At 69.1% G+C, this 15,970-nt stretch carries 12 protein-coding genes; 2 read left to right on the forward strand and 10 right to left on the reverse strand.

The annotated features are described in order from the left end of the window. Positions 1–53: 53 nt before the first annotated feature. The 3 genes from B0293_RS36285 to B0293_RS36295 form a co-directional block, all read right to left on the reverse strand. The gene (locus tag B0293_RS36285; RefSeq protein ID WP_005158957.1) at positions 54–1,388 is read right to left on the reverse strand and encodes an alpha/beta hydrolase family protein; all 1,335 of its coding nucleotides are present in this window, start codon (positions 1,386–1,388) and stop codon (positions 54–56) included. Further along, positions 1,385–3,706, reverse strand: coding sequence for a penicillin acylase family protein (locus B0293_RS36290; protein ID WP_005158959.1), 2,322 nt, complete (start codon positions 3,704–3,706; stop codon positions 1,385–1,387). The genes B0293_RS36285 and B0293_RS36290 overlap by 4 nt, the downstream gene beginning before the upstream one ends. A 112-nt stretch (positions 3,707–3,818) precedes the next feature. Further along, entirely contained in the window at positions 3,819–4,382 is a 564-nt protein-coding gene (locus tag B0293_RS36295; protein WP_005158961.1) for an ArsR/SmtB family transcription factor, read from the reverse strand. A 250-nt stretch (positions 4,383–4,632) separates the two neighbouring features. On the opposite strand from B0293_RS36295, the gene B0293_RS36300 reads away from it, so the two are divergent. Then, positions 4,633–5,817: a lytic transglycosylase domain-containing protein gene (locus B0293_RS36300; protein WP_005158963.1), complete on the forward strand. Its 1,185-nt coding sequence runs from the start codon at positions 4,633–4,635 to the stop codon at positions 5,815–5,817. A 140-nt stretch (positions 5,818–5,957) separates the two neighbouring features. After that, positions 5,958–6,386 (forward strand): pyridoxamine 5'-phosphate oxidase family protein, encoded by a 429-nt coding sequence (locus B0293_RS36305; RefSeq protein WP_005158967.1) that lies wholly within the window; start codon positions 5,958–5,960, stop codon positions 6,384–6,386. 48 nt (positions 6,387–6,434) lie between these two features. Here the strand turns inward: B0293_RS36305 and gcl are convergent, their stop codons facing one another. The 7 genes from gcl to B0293_RS36340 all read right to left on the reverse strand — a co-directional run bounded on the left by gcl (position 6,435) and on the right by B0293_RS36340 (position 15,852). Next, positions 6,435–8,129 carry a glyoxylate carboligase gene (gene gcl / locus B0293_RS36310; RefSeq protein ID WP_005158968.1) on the reverse strand — a complete coding sequence of 565 codons (1,695 nt, stop codon included), beginning with the start codon at positions 8,127–8,129 and terminating at the stop codon, positions 6,435–6,437. 3 nt (positions 8,130–8,132) lie between these two features. Next, positions 8,133–9,020 (reverse strand): NAD(P)-dependent oxidoreductase, encoded by an 888-nt coding sequence (locus tag B0293_RS36315; protein WP_005158970.1) that lies wholly within the window; start codon positions 9,018–9,020, stop codon positions 8,133–8,135. Further along, positions 9,017–9,844: a hydroxypyruvate isomerase family protein gene (locus tag B0293_RS36320; protein ID WP_005158972.1), complete on the reverse strand. Its 828-nt coding sequence runs from the start codon at positions 9,842–9,844 to the stop codon at positions 9,017–9,019. Before B0293_RS36320 ends, B0293_RS36315 begins: the two co-directional genes overlap by 4 nt. 414 nt (positions 9,845–10,258) lie before the next feature. Next, on the reverse strand, positions 10,259–11,182 hold the full coding sequence (locus tag B0293_RS36325; protein ID WP_005158975.1) for a 2Fe-2S iron-sulfur cluster-binding protein: 924 nt from the start codon (positions 11,180–11,182) through the stop codon (positions 10,259–10,261). Then, positions 11,179–12,915 (reverse strand): NAD(P)H-dependent oxidoreductase subunit E, encoded by a 1,737-nt coding sequence (locus B0293_RS36330; protein WP_005158976.1) that lies wholly within the window; start codon positions 12,913–12,915, stop codon positions 11,179–11,181. The genes B0293_RS36325 and B0293_RS36330 overlap by 4 nt, the downstream gene beginning before the upstream one ends. A 10-nt stretch (positions 12,916–12,925) precedes the next feature. After that, positions 12,926–14,845, reverse strand: coding sequence for a molybdopterin oxidoreductase family protein (locus B0293_RS36335; RefSeq protein WP_005158978.1), 1,920 nt, complete (start codon positions 14,843–14,845; stop codon positions 12,926–12,928). 14 nt (positions 14,846–14,859) lie between these two features. Continuing rightward, positions 14,860–15,852, reverse strand: coding sequence for a 2-dehydropantoate 2-reductase (locus B0293_RS36340; protein ID WP_005158979.1), 993 nt, complete (start codon positions 15,850–15,852; stop codon positions 14,860–14,862). Between the last annotated feature and the right edge of the window lie 118 nt (positions 15,853–15,970).

Genomic DNA, 15,970 nt, shown 5'->3' on the forward strand with positions numbered 1-15,970 from the left:
CGCGGCTTCCGTTCGCCTGGGTGCCGGGTGGCCGCCCGGCACCCAGGCTCATTTCACGGCACCAGCAGTCCCCAGTGGACGGCCCACGGCACGAACAGCACGGCTCCGGCCAGCAGCAGCCCGACCCGGGTTCCTCCGCTCGTCTCGTTCCGCCGTCGCCACCACGAAACCGCGGTGACCACGCCGGCGACGACGACACCGACCGCGACCAGCTGCAACGCGAGCCACGGCAACGTCCGTCCGAAAAGGACCGGCCCCGGCGCCATCGCCGCCCCCGTCGTCAGCACGACGTAGTAGACGAGGAATCCCGCCGTGCCGAGCAATCCGGTCGACGCCAGCCAGCGCGCGGGCCGGGCGAGCGGAGCATCCTTGCGTCGGCGGAACAACGCCGTCACCGGATAGGCCGCGAACGCCAGCAACGCCAAGGCCCACACGCCGATCTGGATCCACGGCGCCTCGTACCAGGACAGCGGCTCCAGAGCAGCACTCTGGCTCGCCTGTTCCGGAGGCGGATCGGCAGAGGGGCCGTCCTTCGGTCCGTTCACCCAGTTCGCGACGAGGTCGAGATAGCCGGGAGCGAAGCCGTCGAGCTTGTCGAAACCGTCCGTGGTCTGCCGAAGCCCGTGCTGCGCCCGCGGGAACACCTTCAGCGTGTACTGCCGGTTCCCCGCTCGTTCCAGCGTTTCCCGGAAGATCCGGACCGCCTCGCCGGGCGGCGTCAGCCGGTCCAGCTCACCCCACAGCCCGAGCACCGGCTGCCGCACCTTCTCCAGCACCGGCACCGGGTCGTACCCGGCCTCGGGGAACGCGCCCGCGCCCGCGAGGGTCCGCATGTTCGTCGACGCCACCATGTCCACCATCGAGCCGGTGACCCCGCCGTGCCGCAGGTAGGTCTCGAAGGCCCACGACTGCTGGCGATCCGGCGAGACCCCGTTGGCCCCGACGGTGACCGCGAAGGCGACGTCCGTCGACCTCGACGCCGCCAACGGCGCCACCCAGCCCCCTTCGCTCAATCCCCACACCCCGACGCGGGCCGGATCCACGCCGGGACGCGAGCGCAGCGTCTGGACCGCGGCGAGCGCGTCGTCGGCCAGGACCGAGTAGTCCCGCTCGAACAGCGAATAGCCCTCGGTCCGTTTGTCGTAGATCAGGGTCGCGATGCCCGCCTTGGCGAAGGCTTCGGCCTCGGCACGGTAGTCGTCCCGGTCGTGTTCGCCCGAGCCGTGCACCATGACGATGCCCGGCGCGGGACCACCGCCTTCCGGCGCGACCACGGATCCGCGCAAGGTCACACCGTGGCTGGTGAACGAGACGTCGCCGTCCGGAGCGGCGGCGGGCACCGGCGACGACACCGCCAGCACCGCCGCGGCGAACAGTGCCGCGATCATCGCCTGCTCACCCGGACCACGTCGAGCGACGGCGACGTGAGGATGTCCTTCTCGCAGTACCGTTCGGTGACCCACTGCTTGCGCGCGTACAGCTCCGTCTGGTCGCTGTGGTGCGCGGACTCCGGATTCGCGGACTGCGAGTAGGTCAGCAACGTCGTCGTGTCCGGGCAGCCGGTACCGTTGAACGCGACGACGTGCAGGTACGTCCCGCCGTGCACGATCTCGGTGTAGCCGCGGGCCGGATCCCAAGGTCCTCCCAGGGAGTCGTAGACGCCACGACCGGCGCTCCCGCCGCCCAGCGGGATCTTCTTGCCGCCGCGCACGACGTAGTGGTTATCGCCGTAGGGCGCGTCGAGCGGGATGTTCGCCGCCTTCAGTTCCGTGACGGCGTCGGTGAGCGCCTTGCGGATCGCGGCGTTCCCGGTGTCGAGCGTGTTCGGCGTGCGGACAGGGTCCTTGACGTCGAACGGAACCTTCCAGATCTCGGAGCCCATCCTGTCCACTGTGGACCAGAACCGGTCGAAGAGCAGCGCGCCCCGGCTGCCGGTGTCGGACCGCCCGTCCCAGTTCGCCAACGCGGTGCACGCGGCGTCCAGGTCGGACATCGTGCGGCACATCCCGACGACGTCGTCCCGCACGAGTTCGGCGGCGTGGTCCCGGTGCGAGAACATCAGGTCCCGCATCGCCTGCCCGGTGAAGCCGCCTTTCGCCAGCTGGTCGGCGATCTCGGCGAACCCGCCGCGCGTCCGCAGGTTCTGCTCGTACCCGACCGGGCCCACGATCCGCGGGAAGCCGGTCTTCGGTTCGGCGGGATTGAACAGCCAGTAGCTGTCGTTCGAGTTCGCCAGATAGTCGTCCCGGCTCAGGGTCGGCAGGCTGGACGGCCCGAAGACGCCGGGCCGCAGCGCGTCACGGTCGCGACCCCACGCGCAGGCGGTCCTGGCACCGTCGAGGACCGCGATCCCCTTGGCATCGAACAGTTCCTTGCCCAGCGGGGTGTTGCAGCGCGCCGCCTTCTCGTCGGTGACGTGCGGGACCCCGTGGATCTGGCTGTACTCCACCCGGCCGCGGTCGTCGGTGGCGATGATGTTCATCCACGGCAGCCCTTGGGTCCGGCGGACCGCGCCGATCATCTCCCCCGCCGTCCGGCCGCGGGCGATCTCGAACATCGAGTTCGTCATCGAAAGGTTCCCGGCGTTGGCGTCCGCGATCGCGAAAGCGCTCGACGCCGTCCACGGCAGTTCCCGCTCCCCGAGCCGGGTCGTCACCGGACCGTATCTGGTCGTCCACTGTGGACGCACGACGCGCTCCAGGGTGCCGTCTGCCTTGCGGGACAGGACGCCGACGTCGGTGCGCCGCATTCGCTCGGGCTTGCCGTCGACCAGGTAGGTCGTCGGCGAGCCGGGCACGAGCTTCAGTTCGAACAGCGTGTACGTCCGGGTCGTGTCGGTGGCGGTACCGCTCCAGGCGGCGGTTTCGTTGTGTCCCAGCCACATCAGCGGGATACCGGGGATTCCGGCGCCGCTGACGTTCAGCTTGCCCGGCAGGCTCAGCTGCGACTGCCACAGCCTGGTGCCGCTCAGCTGCCATGGCAGGTGCGGGTTGGCCAGCGAGACACCGCGGCCGTTCGCCGACGCGGCCCTGCCGACCGCGATGGCGTTGCTGCCGATCCCGGTCTGGCCGGTCATCTGCTCACGGCCGGTGCCCGCGGGCGGAGCGCCCGGCAGGGACGCGGTGATCGAGTCCGCGACCCCGCCCTGTCCGAAGATCATCCCGACCGCGTGGCTGTGCCGGTAGACGTCGAGTTCGGTGATCGGCTTCAGCCAGCCCGCGCCCCGGCAGGCCGGGTCGGTGATCTCACCGGCGCGCAGGTACTTGTTCACGCCCTCGACGTAGCCGCGGATCAGTTCGCGGACCTCTCGATACGGCCCACGCGGTGCCGGCTCGGCCAGCATCCGCTCCACGACGCCGCTTTCGTTGAGCCCTTGGAAGTAGAGGTCGCTGGCGAGGTTCGTGCTCGCCTGGCTCACCCCGCTCGTCGGCGGTGCGTCCGGGCCAAGCCAGCGGGACCGCTCGGCCCGGGTCGTGACCGCGACGTCCGCGATCGCGCAGACGTTGTCCTTGGCCGCGGCGTAGCCCTGTCCGAAGCCCAGGTTCACCCAGTCGCCGGCGACGACGTGCGGGATGCCGTACTCGGTGTAGCGGATGGTGGCGTCGGCGCGGGATGCTCCATCCGGCGGTTGCGCGGCCGTCGCGGTCCCCGCCGCGAGCAGGCTCGTCACGGCGCCGACGGCCGCGATTCTTTTCCAGAGCAGCATGCTGCTCCCCCTTTTTGTGTGGAGTCGTTCGTGAAGACACGCCGTCCGGCGTGGTGACGCGCTCCGGTGGTCGAGTGGCCGCTCTCCCACCGGTTCTCTCAGCTTCCCCCTCTCACTCCTCGTCCGGATCCGGGAACGCCGTCCAGCGCACGTACACCTTTCGCGCGTCCGGTCCGGGTTCCGGCCGCCAGTAGCGGCGCAGCAGTTCCAGGTACTCCTCCCAGAACTGTTTGAGCTCGTCGAGGTTCACGTGCACCGCGCCGCGTGAGAACACCAGCGCGTCACCCCATTCGCCCAGTTCGTCGCGGCGCCTCAGGAAGCGCGCCATCTGCTCCAGGTCCTCGGTGAACGCCGCGCGATGCGCCTCGTCGAACACCGCCCGCATCTCTTCGCTCTGCTCGCTGTGCCTCGGCCAGCGGATGTCGCGCTGCCTGGCCCGCCACCAGCGCTCCTTGCCGTGCGCGAGTTCCGGCGCCTCGTCGATGAAGTCGTATTTCGCCAGTTCCCGCAGGTGGTAGCTGGTCGCGCCCGAACTCTCCCCCAGTTCCTTGGCCAGCTTCGTCGCCGTCGCGGGTGCGCGGCCCAGCGACTCCATGATCCGGCGGCGCAGCGGATGCATCATCGCCTTCAGCACGGCGGGATCGGTGATCTCTTCGGGCGTCGGCGGACCGGTCATGACACCAAGGTAGCCGTGCAAAGACGATTGTGCAAAGACCTCTTTGCACACGGTTCAGGCCGACTCCACGGAGGGCCCGAGGATTCTGCTGACGTTTCGGTGAACTCAGCGTGAAATTGACAACTTCAGTACGAAGGTCTTGTGCCGGGCGGACGAAAACTCGACAGGTTCGCGGCTTTTTCGTTGTGTCCTCCCCAGAATTCGGTTGTATCGGATAGTTTTGCCCGGAGCCGACCTTGCGGGAGAGAACATGCCGAAGCACCGCCCCCGACAGACGGACAAGTTGTCCGCCCGGCACCGGACGGCCTTCGCGCTCGCCGGCGGCGCGCTCGCGGTCCTGCCCGCGGTCACCGCGTCGGCGGGTCCCGATGCCCCGATCGCCGCACCGAAGCCCACCGCTCCGCAGAACCAGGCCGCGGCCTGGCAGCCGCCGGTGGGCACGGTCCCGGAGATCGCCGTCGACGGCAGCCTGCCCGAGCCGCCCAATCCGGATCCGCTGACCGTCCCCGGCGGTACCGGCAACGTCGGCGGCTCGTTCGCGCCGTCGGGCGCGCTCGGCATCCCGGCGAGCATGATGAAGGCGTACAAGAACGCGGCCGACATCCTCGCGAAGGAACTACCCGGCTGTCACATCGACTGGGCGCTGATCGCCAGCATCGGCCGGATCGAGTCCAACCACGCGCGCGGCGGTTACGTCGACGCGAAGGGCAACACCCTCGAACCGATCCTCGGCCCGCAGCTCAACGGCGCCGGGCCGTTCGCCGCGATCCCGGACACTGACGGCGGCAAATACGACGGCGACACAGTGTGGGACCGCGCCGTCGGCCCGACGCAGTTCATCCCGTCGACGTGGAAGGGCTACGCGTCCGACGGAAACGGCGACGGCGAGTCGAACCCGAACAACATCTACGACGCGACCCTGGGCTCCGGCCGCTACCTCTGCTCCGGCGGCGTCGACCTGACGTCCGAGCAGACCCAGCGCGTGGCCGTGTACCGCTACAACCACTCGCTGTCCTATGTGGACACCGTGATCCGCTGGGCGGTCGCCTATCGCGGTGGGGTGGCGACGTTCCCGGACAGCCAGGTCCCGGTCGGCGCGCCCGACTCCTCGAACGTCGCCGCCGACACGCCCGGCGGCCAGCTCCCCGTCCCGACGCTGCCCGGCACTCCCCCGCCCGGCACGACCACGCCGCCGACGACTCCGCCGCCCAGCACGTCGCTCCCACCGAGCAGCAGCGCTCCCCCGAGCAGCAGCTCGTCCTCCAAGCCGACCAGCACTCCGCCGTCCTCGACGCCTCCCTCGTCGACACCTCCCTCGTCCACGCCGCCGTCGAGCACGCCTCCGCCTTCGACGACTCCTTCGCCGTCCAGCACGTCCGCGGCGCCGTCCTCGACCCCGGCGGGCAACTCCAGCTCCACCTCACCGACCCCGTAGCGCGTGAAGGCCCCCTTCCCTCGGCTGAGCCGAGGGAAGGGGGCCTTCACGCGCCTTCGCCGCCTGGTGCCCGGAATGTCCTGAACCCGGGCCGCGTTGTCGCTTCTCGTAGATCGTCAATCGAGAGAAGCGAGACACGGATGTCGTCTTTCGTCATGACCGCCGAGGAACGGGAAGCCTTCCTGAGTGAGGTCCACATCGGGGTCCTGGCCGTGGAACGGGAAGGACGGGCCCCGCTGGCCGTGCCGGTCTGGTACGACTACGAGCCCGGTGGGGAGCTCCTGATCTGGATGGACGGCGGTTCGGTCAAGGACAAGGCGATCAAGAAGGCGGGCAGGCTCAGCCTCGTCGCGCAGTCCGAGACCCTTCCGTACAAGTACGTGACGGCCGAGGGTCCGGTCGTCGCCAACGACGCGCCGCCGTCCCGTGAGCAGGCGCTGAAGATCGCGCACCGCTATCTGCCGGGGGAAGAAGGCACGAAGTACGTCGACGGCGCGCTCAGCGACAACTCCGTGCTGGTCCGCGTCCGGCCGGAGAAGTGGCTGAGCAACGACCAGGGCAAGGCCTGACGAGCTGAGGGTGCCCGGCCGCCACGGGGCGACGGCCGGGCACCGTCATCAGCCCGCGATCGGCTCGAACTCGACGACGCTGTCGAGCGCCTTTCCCATCGCGGCGTTCCCTTCGCGTTCGATCATGATCTCCACCAGCACCGGCCGCGAGGTCCGCTCGGCCTCCTTGCGCGCCCACTCCAGCGACGTCCGGATCTCGCCCGGCTCGGTCACGCGGGTCCCGGAGCAGCCGTAGGCCTCCATGACCTTCACGTTGTCCGTGCCGTTCTTGTCGTAATGGATGTCGACCTCGAAGTTCATCTCGTAGCCGGTCTCGGCCTGCCGGATGAGCCCGAGGTACTCGTTGTTCAGCATGATCAGCACGAACCCGACGTCGTACTGCGCGGCCACCGCCAGCTCCTCCACGAGGAACTGGAACGAGTAGTCCCCGACGACGCCGACGACCTCCGCCTCCGGTTTCGCCTTCTTGACGCCGATCGCCGCCGGGATCTCCCAGCCGAGCGGGCCCGCCTGGCCGCACACCTGGTAGTGGCGCGGCTTGTGCGCGCGCTGGAACTGCCCGGACCAGATCTGGTACAGCCCGATCGCGGTGACGAAGTAGGCGTCTTCGCCGTAGAACTCGTTGATCTCCTTGAAAACCCGGGGCGCCTTGATCGGCGTGTCCTCGAAGTCCTCGCGCCGCGGCAGGCTCTCCTTCAGCTCGCCGATCCGCCGCGGCCAGGCGCGATCTCGCGCCGGGGAACGCTTCGACGCCGCTTCGATCAGCGCGTCCAGGAACGCGCCCGTGTCCGACACGATCCCGAGGTCGGGCCCGAATACCTTGCCCAGCTGCGTCGGCTCGATGTCGACGTGGATGAACTTCCGGCTCCCGCGGTAGACGTCGAGGTCACCGGTGTGCCGGTCGCCGAACCGCGCGCCGAGTGCCAGCACCAGATCCGCTTCGAGGAAGGCCGCGTTCGCCCACCGCTGCGACGTCTGGATGCCGGCCATGCCGGCGAACAGTTCGTGGTCCTCGGGGAAGGTCCCCTTGCCCATCAGCGTCACCCCGACCGGGACGCCGAGCAGTTCGGCCGCGGTCCGCAGCCGGTCGCTCGCGCCGCCGAGCACCACGCCGCCGCCCGCGAGGATCAGCGGCCGTTCGGCGGCCAGCAACAGATCCAGGGCGCGCTCGACCCTCGCCGGTGACGGCGTCGTCCTGATGACCGGCAGCGGCGAGTCGATGCTGGAGTCCCATTCGATCTCCTGCCGCTGCACGTCGATCGGCAGGTCGATCAGCACCGGGCCCGGGCGGCCGGACCGCGCGATCCGGAACGCCTCCCGGAAGACCCACGGCAGCTGGGCCGCCTCCTTGACCTGCACCGCCCATTTCGTCACCGGTTTGGCGATCTCGACGATGTCGACGGCCTGGAACGCCTCGGTGTGCAGCTTCCGCGAATCGGCCTGCCCGGTGATGCACAGGATCGGGATCGAGTCGGCCTGCGCGGTGTAGAGCCCGGTGATCATGTTCGTCCCGGCGGGCCCGGAGGTGCCGATCGCGACGCCGACATTGCCGGTGGTCCGGGCCCAGCCGTCGGCCATGTGGGTGGCGCCCTCTTCGTGACGCACGATCAGGTGCTCGATGCCGCTGTCCTGCATCGCGTGGTAAAGCGGGAGGATCGCGGCGCCGGGGCAGCCGAACGCGGTGTCGACGCCCTCACTGACCAGGACGTCGACGACGGCCTGCATGGCGGGGATTCTGGGCATCCGTCACTCCTTGCTTTCCGCGCCGGACAGCGCTTCGACGACCTTCAGCAGGGCGGAGTGATCGAGCGAGCCGTGGCCCATCGCCCGTCCGGCGGCGACGAGCTGGGCGACCAGCCCGGTGATCGGCAGCGCGACGTCGGCCTGCCTGGCGGCGGCGAGCGCGATGCCCATGTCCTTGTGGTGCAGATCGATCCGGAAGCCCGGCGCGAATTCCCTTGCCACCATGGACTTCCGCTTGAGTTCGAGGATCCGGCTGCTCGCCAGGCCGCCCGCGAGGACGTCCAGCCCGACACCGGCGTCGACGCCGGACGCCTCCAGCAGCACGATGGCTTCGGCGATCAGGCCGTAGGTCCCGCCGACCACGAGCTGGTTGGCGGCCTTGACCACCTGACCGGCGCCGTGCGGCCCGACGTGGACAATCGTCTTGCCGACGGCCTCCAGGATCGGGAGCGCGATGGCGAAGTCCTCCGCGTCACCACCGGCCATAATGGACAGTGAGGCTTGCTCGGCACCCGCTTGGCCACCGGAAACCGGCGCGTCGAGCACGCGGATCTCCCGTTCGGCAGCCCGCTCGGCCACCTCGATGGAGGTCTCCGGCCGGATCGTGCTCATGTCGATCAGCAGAGTGCCCGGCTTCGCCGACTCCAGCACGCCGCCCGCCGCCAGCACGACCGCCTCGACCTGCGGGTGGTTCGGCAGCATGGTGATGACGACCTCGGCGCCGGCCACGGCGTCCGTCACCCCGTTCGCCGCGCGGCCACCCGCGGCCTCCAGCCTCGCGAGCGCGTCCGCGTTCGTGTCGAATCCGCTCACCTCGTGGCCGGCGGCGACGAGGTGTCCCGCCATCGGCCCGCCCATGATCCCCAGGCCGATGAATCCCAGCTTGGTCATGCCAATCCCCTTCGTTCGAAAGGCAGCCACGACAGCGAATCCGCGCTCGGCCCGTCGGGTTTGTACTCCACCCCGACCTGCCCGCGGTAGCCCGCCGCCTGCAGCTTTTCCAGGTAACCCTCGATGTCCAGCGTTCCGGTCCCCGGCTGGTGGCGCCCTGGGGCATCGGCGATCTGCACATGGCCGATCCGTCCGGTGTGGACGGTCGTGACCGTGTCGAGGTCGTCACCGTTGACCGCCAGGTGGTACAGGTCGGCCAGCAGCTTCACGTTGTCCCGCCCGAGTTCGTCGAGCACTTTCAGGACGTCGTCCGCTGTCTTGAGCGGGTACTTCTCCGCCCCCGACAGCGGTTCCAGGACGATCTCCGCGTCGATCCGCGCCGCCGCGTCGGAGGCGAGCGCCAGGTTCGACAGGCCGAGCTTGTCCTGCGCGGCCGGGTCTGCGCCGTCGATCCGGTTGCCGTAGAGCGCGTTGAACCGGCGGCAGCCGAGCCGTTCGCCGAGGTCGATCGCGGCGGCGACGCCGCGGGTGAAGTCGTCCTCGCGGCCGGGCCAGGTGACCAGGCCGCGGTCGCCGCCCGCCATGTCACCGGGGAAGAAGTTCAGCCCGGTCACCGCGACGCCCGCCCGCTCGACCGACGCCACGAACGCGTCGACCTCGGCGGCGTCCGGCACCGGCGTCTCGAACGGCCACCAGTACTCGACCGCGGTGAAGCCTGCCGCGCGCGCCGCCTCCGCCCGGTCGAGCAGTGGCAACTCGGTGAAGACCAGCGACAGGTTCAGCACGTAGGGCAATGCGTGACGCGAACCGGCAAGATCAGCCATCGAAACCTCTGTAATTTCGCTCTGCGGAAACTTTCTTTCGTATATCGAGAATAGCCCGCTGACCTGTCATCGGTCAACGGGCGGTATACCGGCGTTTGCCGCAGGTCCGTGGCGATCAATGAGGTGAAGGGGACTTTCCGCTCATGGCACGCGCGGAAAGTCCCCTTCACCGCGGTCTTGCGGTCCTCGCGGGGTGACGAAGGCTCGGAAGCGTCGCGAAAGCCACTTTCGCGGCGTCTGGTGTCCTGTCTGGTGTCCCGAAAGTGGCTTTCGCGACACCGGCGGAGGCAGGCGAGCGGTCGAGGTGGTCGTGAGTGGTAAGTGCCGTTAGAACGGCACTTACCACTCACGAGGCCCTCCACGGTTCGGCACCCTGGTCGCCTGGTCGCCGCCGCCCTCGCCTTTGGGAGCCTGTCAGCGGTTCTGGACGTGCTGCCAGCCGAAGCGGCCCTTGATGCAGAGGTTCCCGTGGGTCACCGGGCTCTCGTGCGGAGAGGTGACCTTGACGATCTCGTTGTCCTGGACGTGCAGGGTGAGGTTGCAGCCGACCCCGCAGAAGGTGCAGACGGTGGTCGTCGCGGTCTGCCGGGACTCGTCCCAGGTTCCGTCCACACGCTTGTCATGCTCGCGCTTGAAACTCAGCGCGCCGGTCGGGCAGACCTCGACGCAGTTTCCACAGTAGACACACGCGCTGTCCGGCAGCGGGTTCGCGAACTCCGTCGAGATCCGTGCGCCGAAACCGCGTCCCGCCATGGTGATGGCGAAGGTGTTCTGCCACTGCTCGCCGCACGCGTCGACACATTTGTAGCACTGGATACACTTCCCGTAGTCGCGGACGTAGAGCTCATTGTCCACTTTGGCCGGTTGCCGCACCGTCGCCGCCGTCAGACCGTCCGGGATCTCGTGTTCTCCGGGACGCCGCTCGTCCCGGTCGTCCGAAGGCGGTGCGGGCGGCCCGAAACGCTCGGGTTCCGCTCCGCACTCGGCCATCCAGCCCGCGACGTCGGGAGTGGTGGACAGATCCGTGGCCGAGCCCAGCAGTTCCAGCACCACTTGGCGACTGAGCCGGGTCCGGTCGGTCTCGGTCCGCACCACCATCCCCGGTTCCGCCTTGCGGGAGCACGACGGGACGAGCGTGCGCGATCCTTCGACCTCCACCATGCAGACACGACAGGCGTTCGCCGGTTCGAGCGTGTCGCCGTAGCAGAGTGTCGGGATGTCCTTGCCCGCGGCGGCGCAGGCGTCGAGGATCGTGGAGCACTCCGGAACTCTGACCGTCTCACCGTCCACAGTGAACTCGACGAGCCGACGCGGGAGTCCTAGTCCGACAATGGTCATGATCGTTCCTCCAGCGCGCCGAGCCGGTCGATCGCCGACTCGATGGCGTTCCAGGCGGTCTGGCCCAGTCCGCAGATGGACGAATCCCGCATCACCTGACCGACTTCGCGCAGCAGCGCGAGATCGTCCCCACCGGTCCCGAGCCTGCGGCCGCCGACGATCCGGTGCAGCGCCTCCTCCTGGCGCACCGTTCCGATCCGGCAGGGGACGCACTGCCCGCACGACTCGTCACGGAAGAACGACGCGATCCGCAGCAGGAACCCGCCGAGGTCGGCCTGGTCGTCCAGCGCCAGCACGACACCGGAGCCGAGCGTGGTACCCGCCGCGCGGGCGTCCTCCATCGTCAACGGGAGGCCGGTTTCGTCCGGGCGCACGAATCCGCCGGCCGCGCCGCCGAGCAGGATCGCCCTGAGTTCGCGGCCTTCCGGCACTCCCCCGGCGAGTTCGAGCAACTCACCCAACGTCGTGCCGAACGGGACCTCGTACACGCCGGGACGCCGGATGTTGCCGGACAGGCAGAACAGCTTCGGCCCGGCCGAGCGTTCGGTCCCGATGCGGCGATACGCCTCGCAGCCTTCGGTGAGGATCAGCGGGATGTTGACCAGGGTCTCGACGTTGTTCACCACCGTCGGCTTGCCGAACAACCCCTTCTCCACGGGGAACGGCGGCTTGGTCCTCGGCTCGCCGCGGAAACCTTCGATCGAGTTGAAGATCGCCGTTTCCTCACCGCAGATGTAGGCGCCCGCGCCCCGCCTGATCTCGATGTCGAACGAGAAACCCTGGCGTCCCATGATGTTCTCGCCCAGAAACCCCCTTTCACGGGCGACCTCGATGGCGTTCCGGAGCACCTTCAGTGCACGCGGGTACTCGCCACGCAGGTAGACGTAGCCCTTCTGGGCCCCGATGGCGAACGCGGCGATCGTCATCGCCTCGACGAGCGCGAACGGATCCCCCTCGATCAGCACGCGATCCTTGAACGTGCCCGGCTCGCTCTCGTCGGCGTTGCAGACGAGGTAGCGCGTCCGCTCGGCCTGCCGCGCGGTGGCGTCCCACTTCCGGCCGGTCGGGAACGCCGCCCCGCCCCGGCCCATCAGCCCCGACTCGGTCACCTCGCGGATGACCCCGGCCGGACCGAGCACCAACGCGTTCCGCAAGGCCGCGTAGCCACCGGCGGCACGATAGGCGTCCAGGCTCCCCGGATCGACGACCCCGACCCGGCGCAACAGCCGCAGTCCCGGTTCCCCTTGTTGCGGAACGGAAACCGGCGCTTCGTCCCCGTCAGGCGGATGAACGACCTCGCCCGGTGTGACCGGAGCGATCAGCCGTTCTTCGGCGGGGTCGCCCGCCTGGAAGATCAGCGCAGCGGGGGCACGCTCACAGACACCCAGGCAAGGACTCCGGTGCCAAGTGACTCCCTCGACACCGGCCAGCGCATCGCACACCGCGTCCGCGCCGTTCACCCGGCACGCCAGATCCGTGCAGACGTGGACCACGCGTGGCGGCCGCTCCTTGAGCGAGAACAGTGCGTAGAAGCTCGCCACCCCGTACGCCTCGGCCGGTGGGACGTTCAGCCGACGGCAGATGTGGTTCAACGCTCCCTGGCTGATCCATCCAACCCGGTCGTTGACCGCGTGCAGGGCGGGCAAGAGCTGGTCGCGGCGGGTGGCACCGAGCGCGTCGACCGCGTCCCGTTCGATCTCCGCCGGTTCGGCGTTCAGGAAGCGCAGGTCCATTCCGGACTCCTCACACGGCGGCGGGCAGCTTCTCGACCCGGATCGCGGCGGCCTTGTACTCGGCCGTCCCCGCGACCGGACAGGTCGCCTCGATGGTGATGACGTTGACGTCGATCTCGTCCGGGAAGTGGAAGGTCATGAACGCCAGGCCCGGACGCAGCCCCTCGTCGATCCGGACCGGCGCCTCGATCTCGCCCCGGCGGGACGAGATCCGCACGACTTCGTCCTCGGTGACGCCGAGCTTCACCGCGTCGGCCGGGCAGAGGTCGAGGGTCTCCCCGCGACGCAACGGCGACGGGAAACCGCCGGACTGGACGCCGGTGTTGTAGGAGTCCAGCCGTCGTCCGGTGGTCAGCCGGATCGGGAAGTCCTCGGTGAGCAGGTCCACCGGCGGGCTGTGCGCGATCACCGTGAACGGCGCCGGGCGGCCGCGTTTCGCCGGGTCCTCCTCCCAGAGGCGGCCGTGCAGGAACGTCGGTTCGAGCTCGTCTTCGCGGTAGCAGGGCCATTGGATGCCACAGAGTTCCTCCAGCCGCGCGTAGCTCATCCCGGCGTGCATCGGGGACAGCGTCCGGAGTTCGTCCCAGACGTCCTCCCCGCCCTGATAGTTCCAATCGTGGCCGAGACGCCGGGCGAGTTCGCACAGCAGCTGGATGTCGTCGCGCGCGCCGTCGGGCGGTTCGAGTGCCTTGCGGACCCGCTGGACCCGGCGTTCGCTGTTGGTGAAGGTGCCGTCGGATTCGCACCAGGCCGCGGATGCGGGCAGCACGACGTCGGCGAGCTGCGCGGTCTTGGTGAGAAAGATGTCCTGCACCACCAGATGGTCCACATTGGACAGGCGTTTGATCGTGTGCTCGCAGTCCGCCTCCGACTGCACCGGGTTCTCCCCGATGATGTAGACGCAGGTCAGGTCGCCGCGTTCCATCGCGTCGAGCATCTGGGTGAGGTTGAGTCCCTTGTGCGGCGGGATGTTCGAGCCCCAAGCCGTGTCGAACTTCGCGCGGACGTCCGCGTCGAGGATGTTCTGGAATCCCGGCATCCGGTCCGGGATGGCGCCCATGTCCCCGCCGCCCTGGACGTTGTTCTGTCCGCGCAGGGGGTTGAGGCCAGCACCGTACCGGCCGACGTGTCCGGCCAGGAGCGCGAGGTTGATCAGCGACAAGACGTTGTCGGTGCCGTTGTGATGTTCGGTGATCCCGAGCGTCCACGACAGCTGACCGCGATCCGCGCGGGCGTAGGTGTGCGCGAGTTCGCGGATCAGCTCGGCCGGGACGCCCGTCGTCTCTTCGGCGACCTCGAGCGTCCACGGCTCGACCGAGGCCGCGAACTCGGCGAATCCTTCGGTGGCGCGTTCGATGAAGGCGGTGTTGGCCAGTCCCGAGTGGATGATCTCGCGGGCGATCGCGTGCGCCAGCGGGATGTCCGTGCCGACGTGCAACTGGAGCTGCCGGTGCGCCCAGCTCGCGGTGCTGGTGCGGCGCGGGTCGATGACGAACAGTTTCGCGCCGCGATGGACGGCCTTGAGCACGTGCTGGAAGAAGATCGGATGGGCTTCGCGCGGGTTCCCGCCCCAGACGACGATGACGTCGGCGTCCTCGATCTCCTGGTACGACGACGTCCCGCCACCGCTGTCGAACACCCGCGCCAGCCCGGCGACGCTCGGCGCGTGACAGGTGCGGTTGCACGAGTCGACGTTGTTGGTGCCGATCACCGAGCGCGTGAACTTCTGCGCGACGTAGTTCATCTCGTTGGTCGCCCTGGCACAGGAGAACATGCCGAACGCCTCGGGGCCCTTGGTGTCGAGTGTGCGCCGGAATCCGGCGGCGGCGCGTTCCAGCGCCTCCTCCCAGGTCGCCGGGCGCAGCGTCCCCGAGTCGCGGACCAGTGGCTGGGTGAGCCGGACGTACGGCTCGGTGTTCTTGCGCTTCATCGGGTTCCTCCGATTCAGTGCGCTCCGACGGGAACGGCGTTCGCGGTCTGGTCCAGCAGGCCGATCGCGGCGTGGACGTGCCGCAGCGCGGGGGCGGGCACGCCGGTCAGTTCCGAGAGTTCGACGACGGCGCCGATGATCGCGTCGATCTCCAAGGGCTTGCCCGCTTCGAGGTCTTGCAGCATCGACGTCTTGTGGTGGCCGACGCGCCAGGCGCCGTTGATGCGTTTCTCGACCGACACCCTGGGGTCGCCGCCCGCGGCGCGGGCGATCGCGAGGGTTTCGTTCATCATCGTCGTGACGAGCTCGCGGGTGTCCGGATGCTCGCACATCTGGACCATGGTCGCCCTGGTCAGCGCGCTGAGCGGGTTGAAGGCGACGTTGCCCATGAGCTTGACCCAGATCTCGTCGCGCAGGTCGAGTTCGACCGGCGCCTTCAGCCCGCCCGCGATCATCGCGTCGGCGAGCGCCGCGCAACGCGACGTGACGCCGCCCTTCGGCTCCCCCAAAGCGAATCGGGTCCCTTCGAGATGCCGGATCACGCCGGGTTCCTCGATCACCGTCGAACAGTAGACGACACAGCCGATCGCGCGCCTCAGCTCCAGGACCCGGCTGACCGCGCCGCCGGGATCGACCGTCTCGACACGACGGTCTTCGAGCGGATGCCCGGTGAGACCGTGGAAGTACCACCACGGGATCCCGTTCTGCGCGGCCACGATCGCGGTGTCCTCGCCCAGCAGCGGCGCGATCAGCGGACCGCAGGAGGCGTACGAATTCGCCTTCAGGCCGAGGAAGACGAAGTCGGCGGGACCGACTTGCGCCGGATCGTCGGTGACGTGCGGCCGGACGGTGAAGTTCCCGCGCGGGCTGAGCACCCGCACGCCGTGGGCGCGCATCGCCTCGCCGTGCGCCCGTCTCGCGATCAGGTGGACCTCCGCCCCGCCTCGGTGCAGCGCGGCCCCGACGTACGCGCCGATCGCCCCCGCTCCCAGAACAGCGACCTTCATGACGTGCCTCCCGCTCTGCCGAAAGACCAGATTGCATACAGTATCCTGTCGACCGCGCCGACGCCAAGCACTCACGCATTTCGTCCTCTGAATGCGGTAGTTCGCGCCCCGAACAACC

The organism is Amycolatopsis azurea DSM 43854, from assembly GCF_001995215.1.
In the GTDB taxonomy this organism is placed as follows: domain Bacteria; phylum Actinomycetota; class Actinomycetes; order Mycobacteriales; family Pseudonocardiaceae; genus Amycolatopsis; species Amycolatopsis azurea.

Coding starts and splice junctions, on each gene's coding strand:
- B0293_RS36285 (WP_005158957.1), bottom strand. CDS start 1,388: ATGATCGCGGCACTGTTCGCCGCGGCGGTGCTGGCGGTGTCGTCGCCG.
- B0293_RS36290 (WP_005158959.1), bottom strand. CDS start 3,706: ATGCTGCTCTGGAAAAGAATCGCGGCCGTCGGCGCCGTGACGAGCCTG.
- B0293_RS36295 (WP_005158961.1), bottom strand. CDS start 4,382: ATGACCGGTCCGCCGACGCCCGAAGAGATCACCGATCCCGCCGTGCTG.
- B0293_RS36300 (WP_005158963.1), top strand. CDS start 4,633: ATGCCGAAGCACCGCCCCCGACAGACGGACAAGTTGTCCGCCCGGCAC.
- B0293_RS36305 (WP_005158967.1), top strand. CDS start 5,958: ATGTCGTCTTTCGTCATGACCGCCGAGGAACGGGAAGCCTTCCTGAGT.
- gcl (WP_005158968.1), bottom strand. CDS start 8,129: ATGCCCAGAATCCCCGCCATGCAGGCCGTCGTCGACGTCCTGGTCAGT.
- B0293_RS36315 (WP_005158970.1), bottom strand. CDS start 9,020: ATGACCAAGCTGGGATTCATCGGCCTGGGGATCATGGGCGGGCCGATG.
- B0293_RS36320 (WP_005158972.1), bottom strand. CDS start 9,844: ATGGCTGATCTTGCCGGTTCGCGTCACGCATTGCCCTACGTGCTGAAC.
- B0293_RS36325 (WP_005158975.1), bottom strand. CDS start 11,182: ATGACCATTGTCGGACTAGGACTCCCGCGTCGGCTCGTCGAGTTCACT.
- B0293_RS36330 (WP_005158976.1), bottom strand. CDS start 12,915: ATGGACCTGCGCTTCCTGAACGCCGAACCGGCGGAGATCGAACGGGAC.
- B0293_RS36335 (WP_005158978.1), bottom strand. CDS start 14,845: ATGAAGCGCAAGAACACCGAGCCGTACGTCCGGCTCACCCAGCCACTG.
- B0293_RS36340 (WP_005158979.1), bottom strand. CDS start 15,852: ATGAAGGTCGCTGTTCTGGGAGCGGGGGCGATCGGCGCGTACGTCGGG.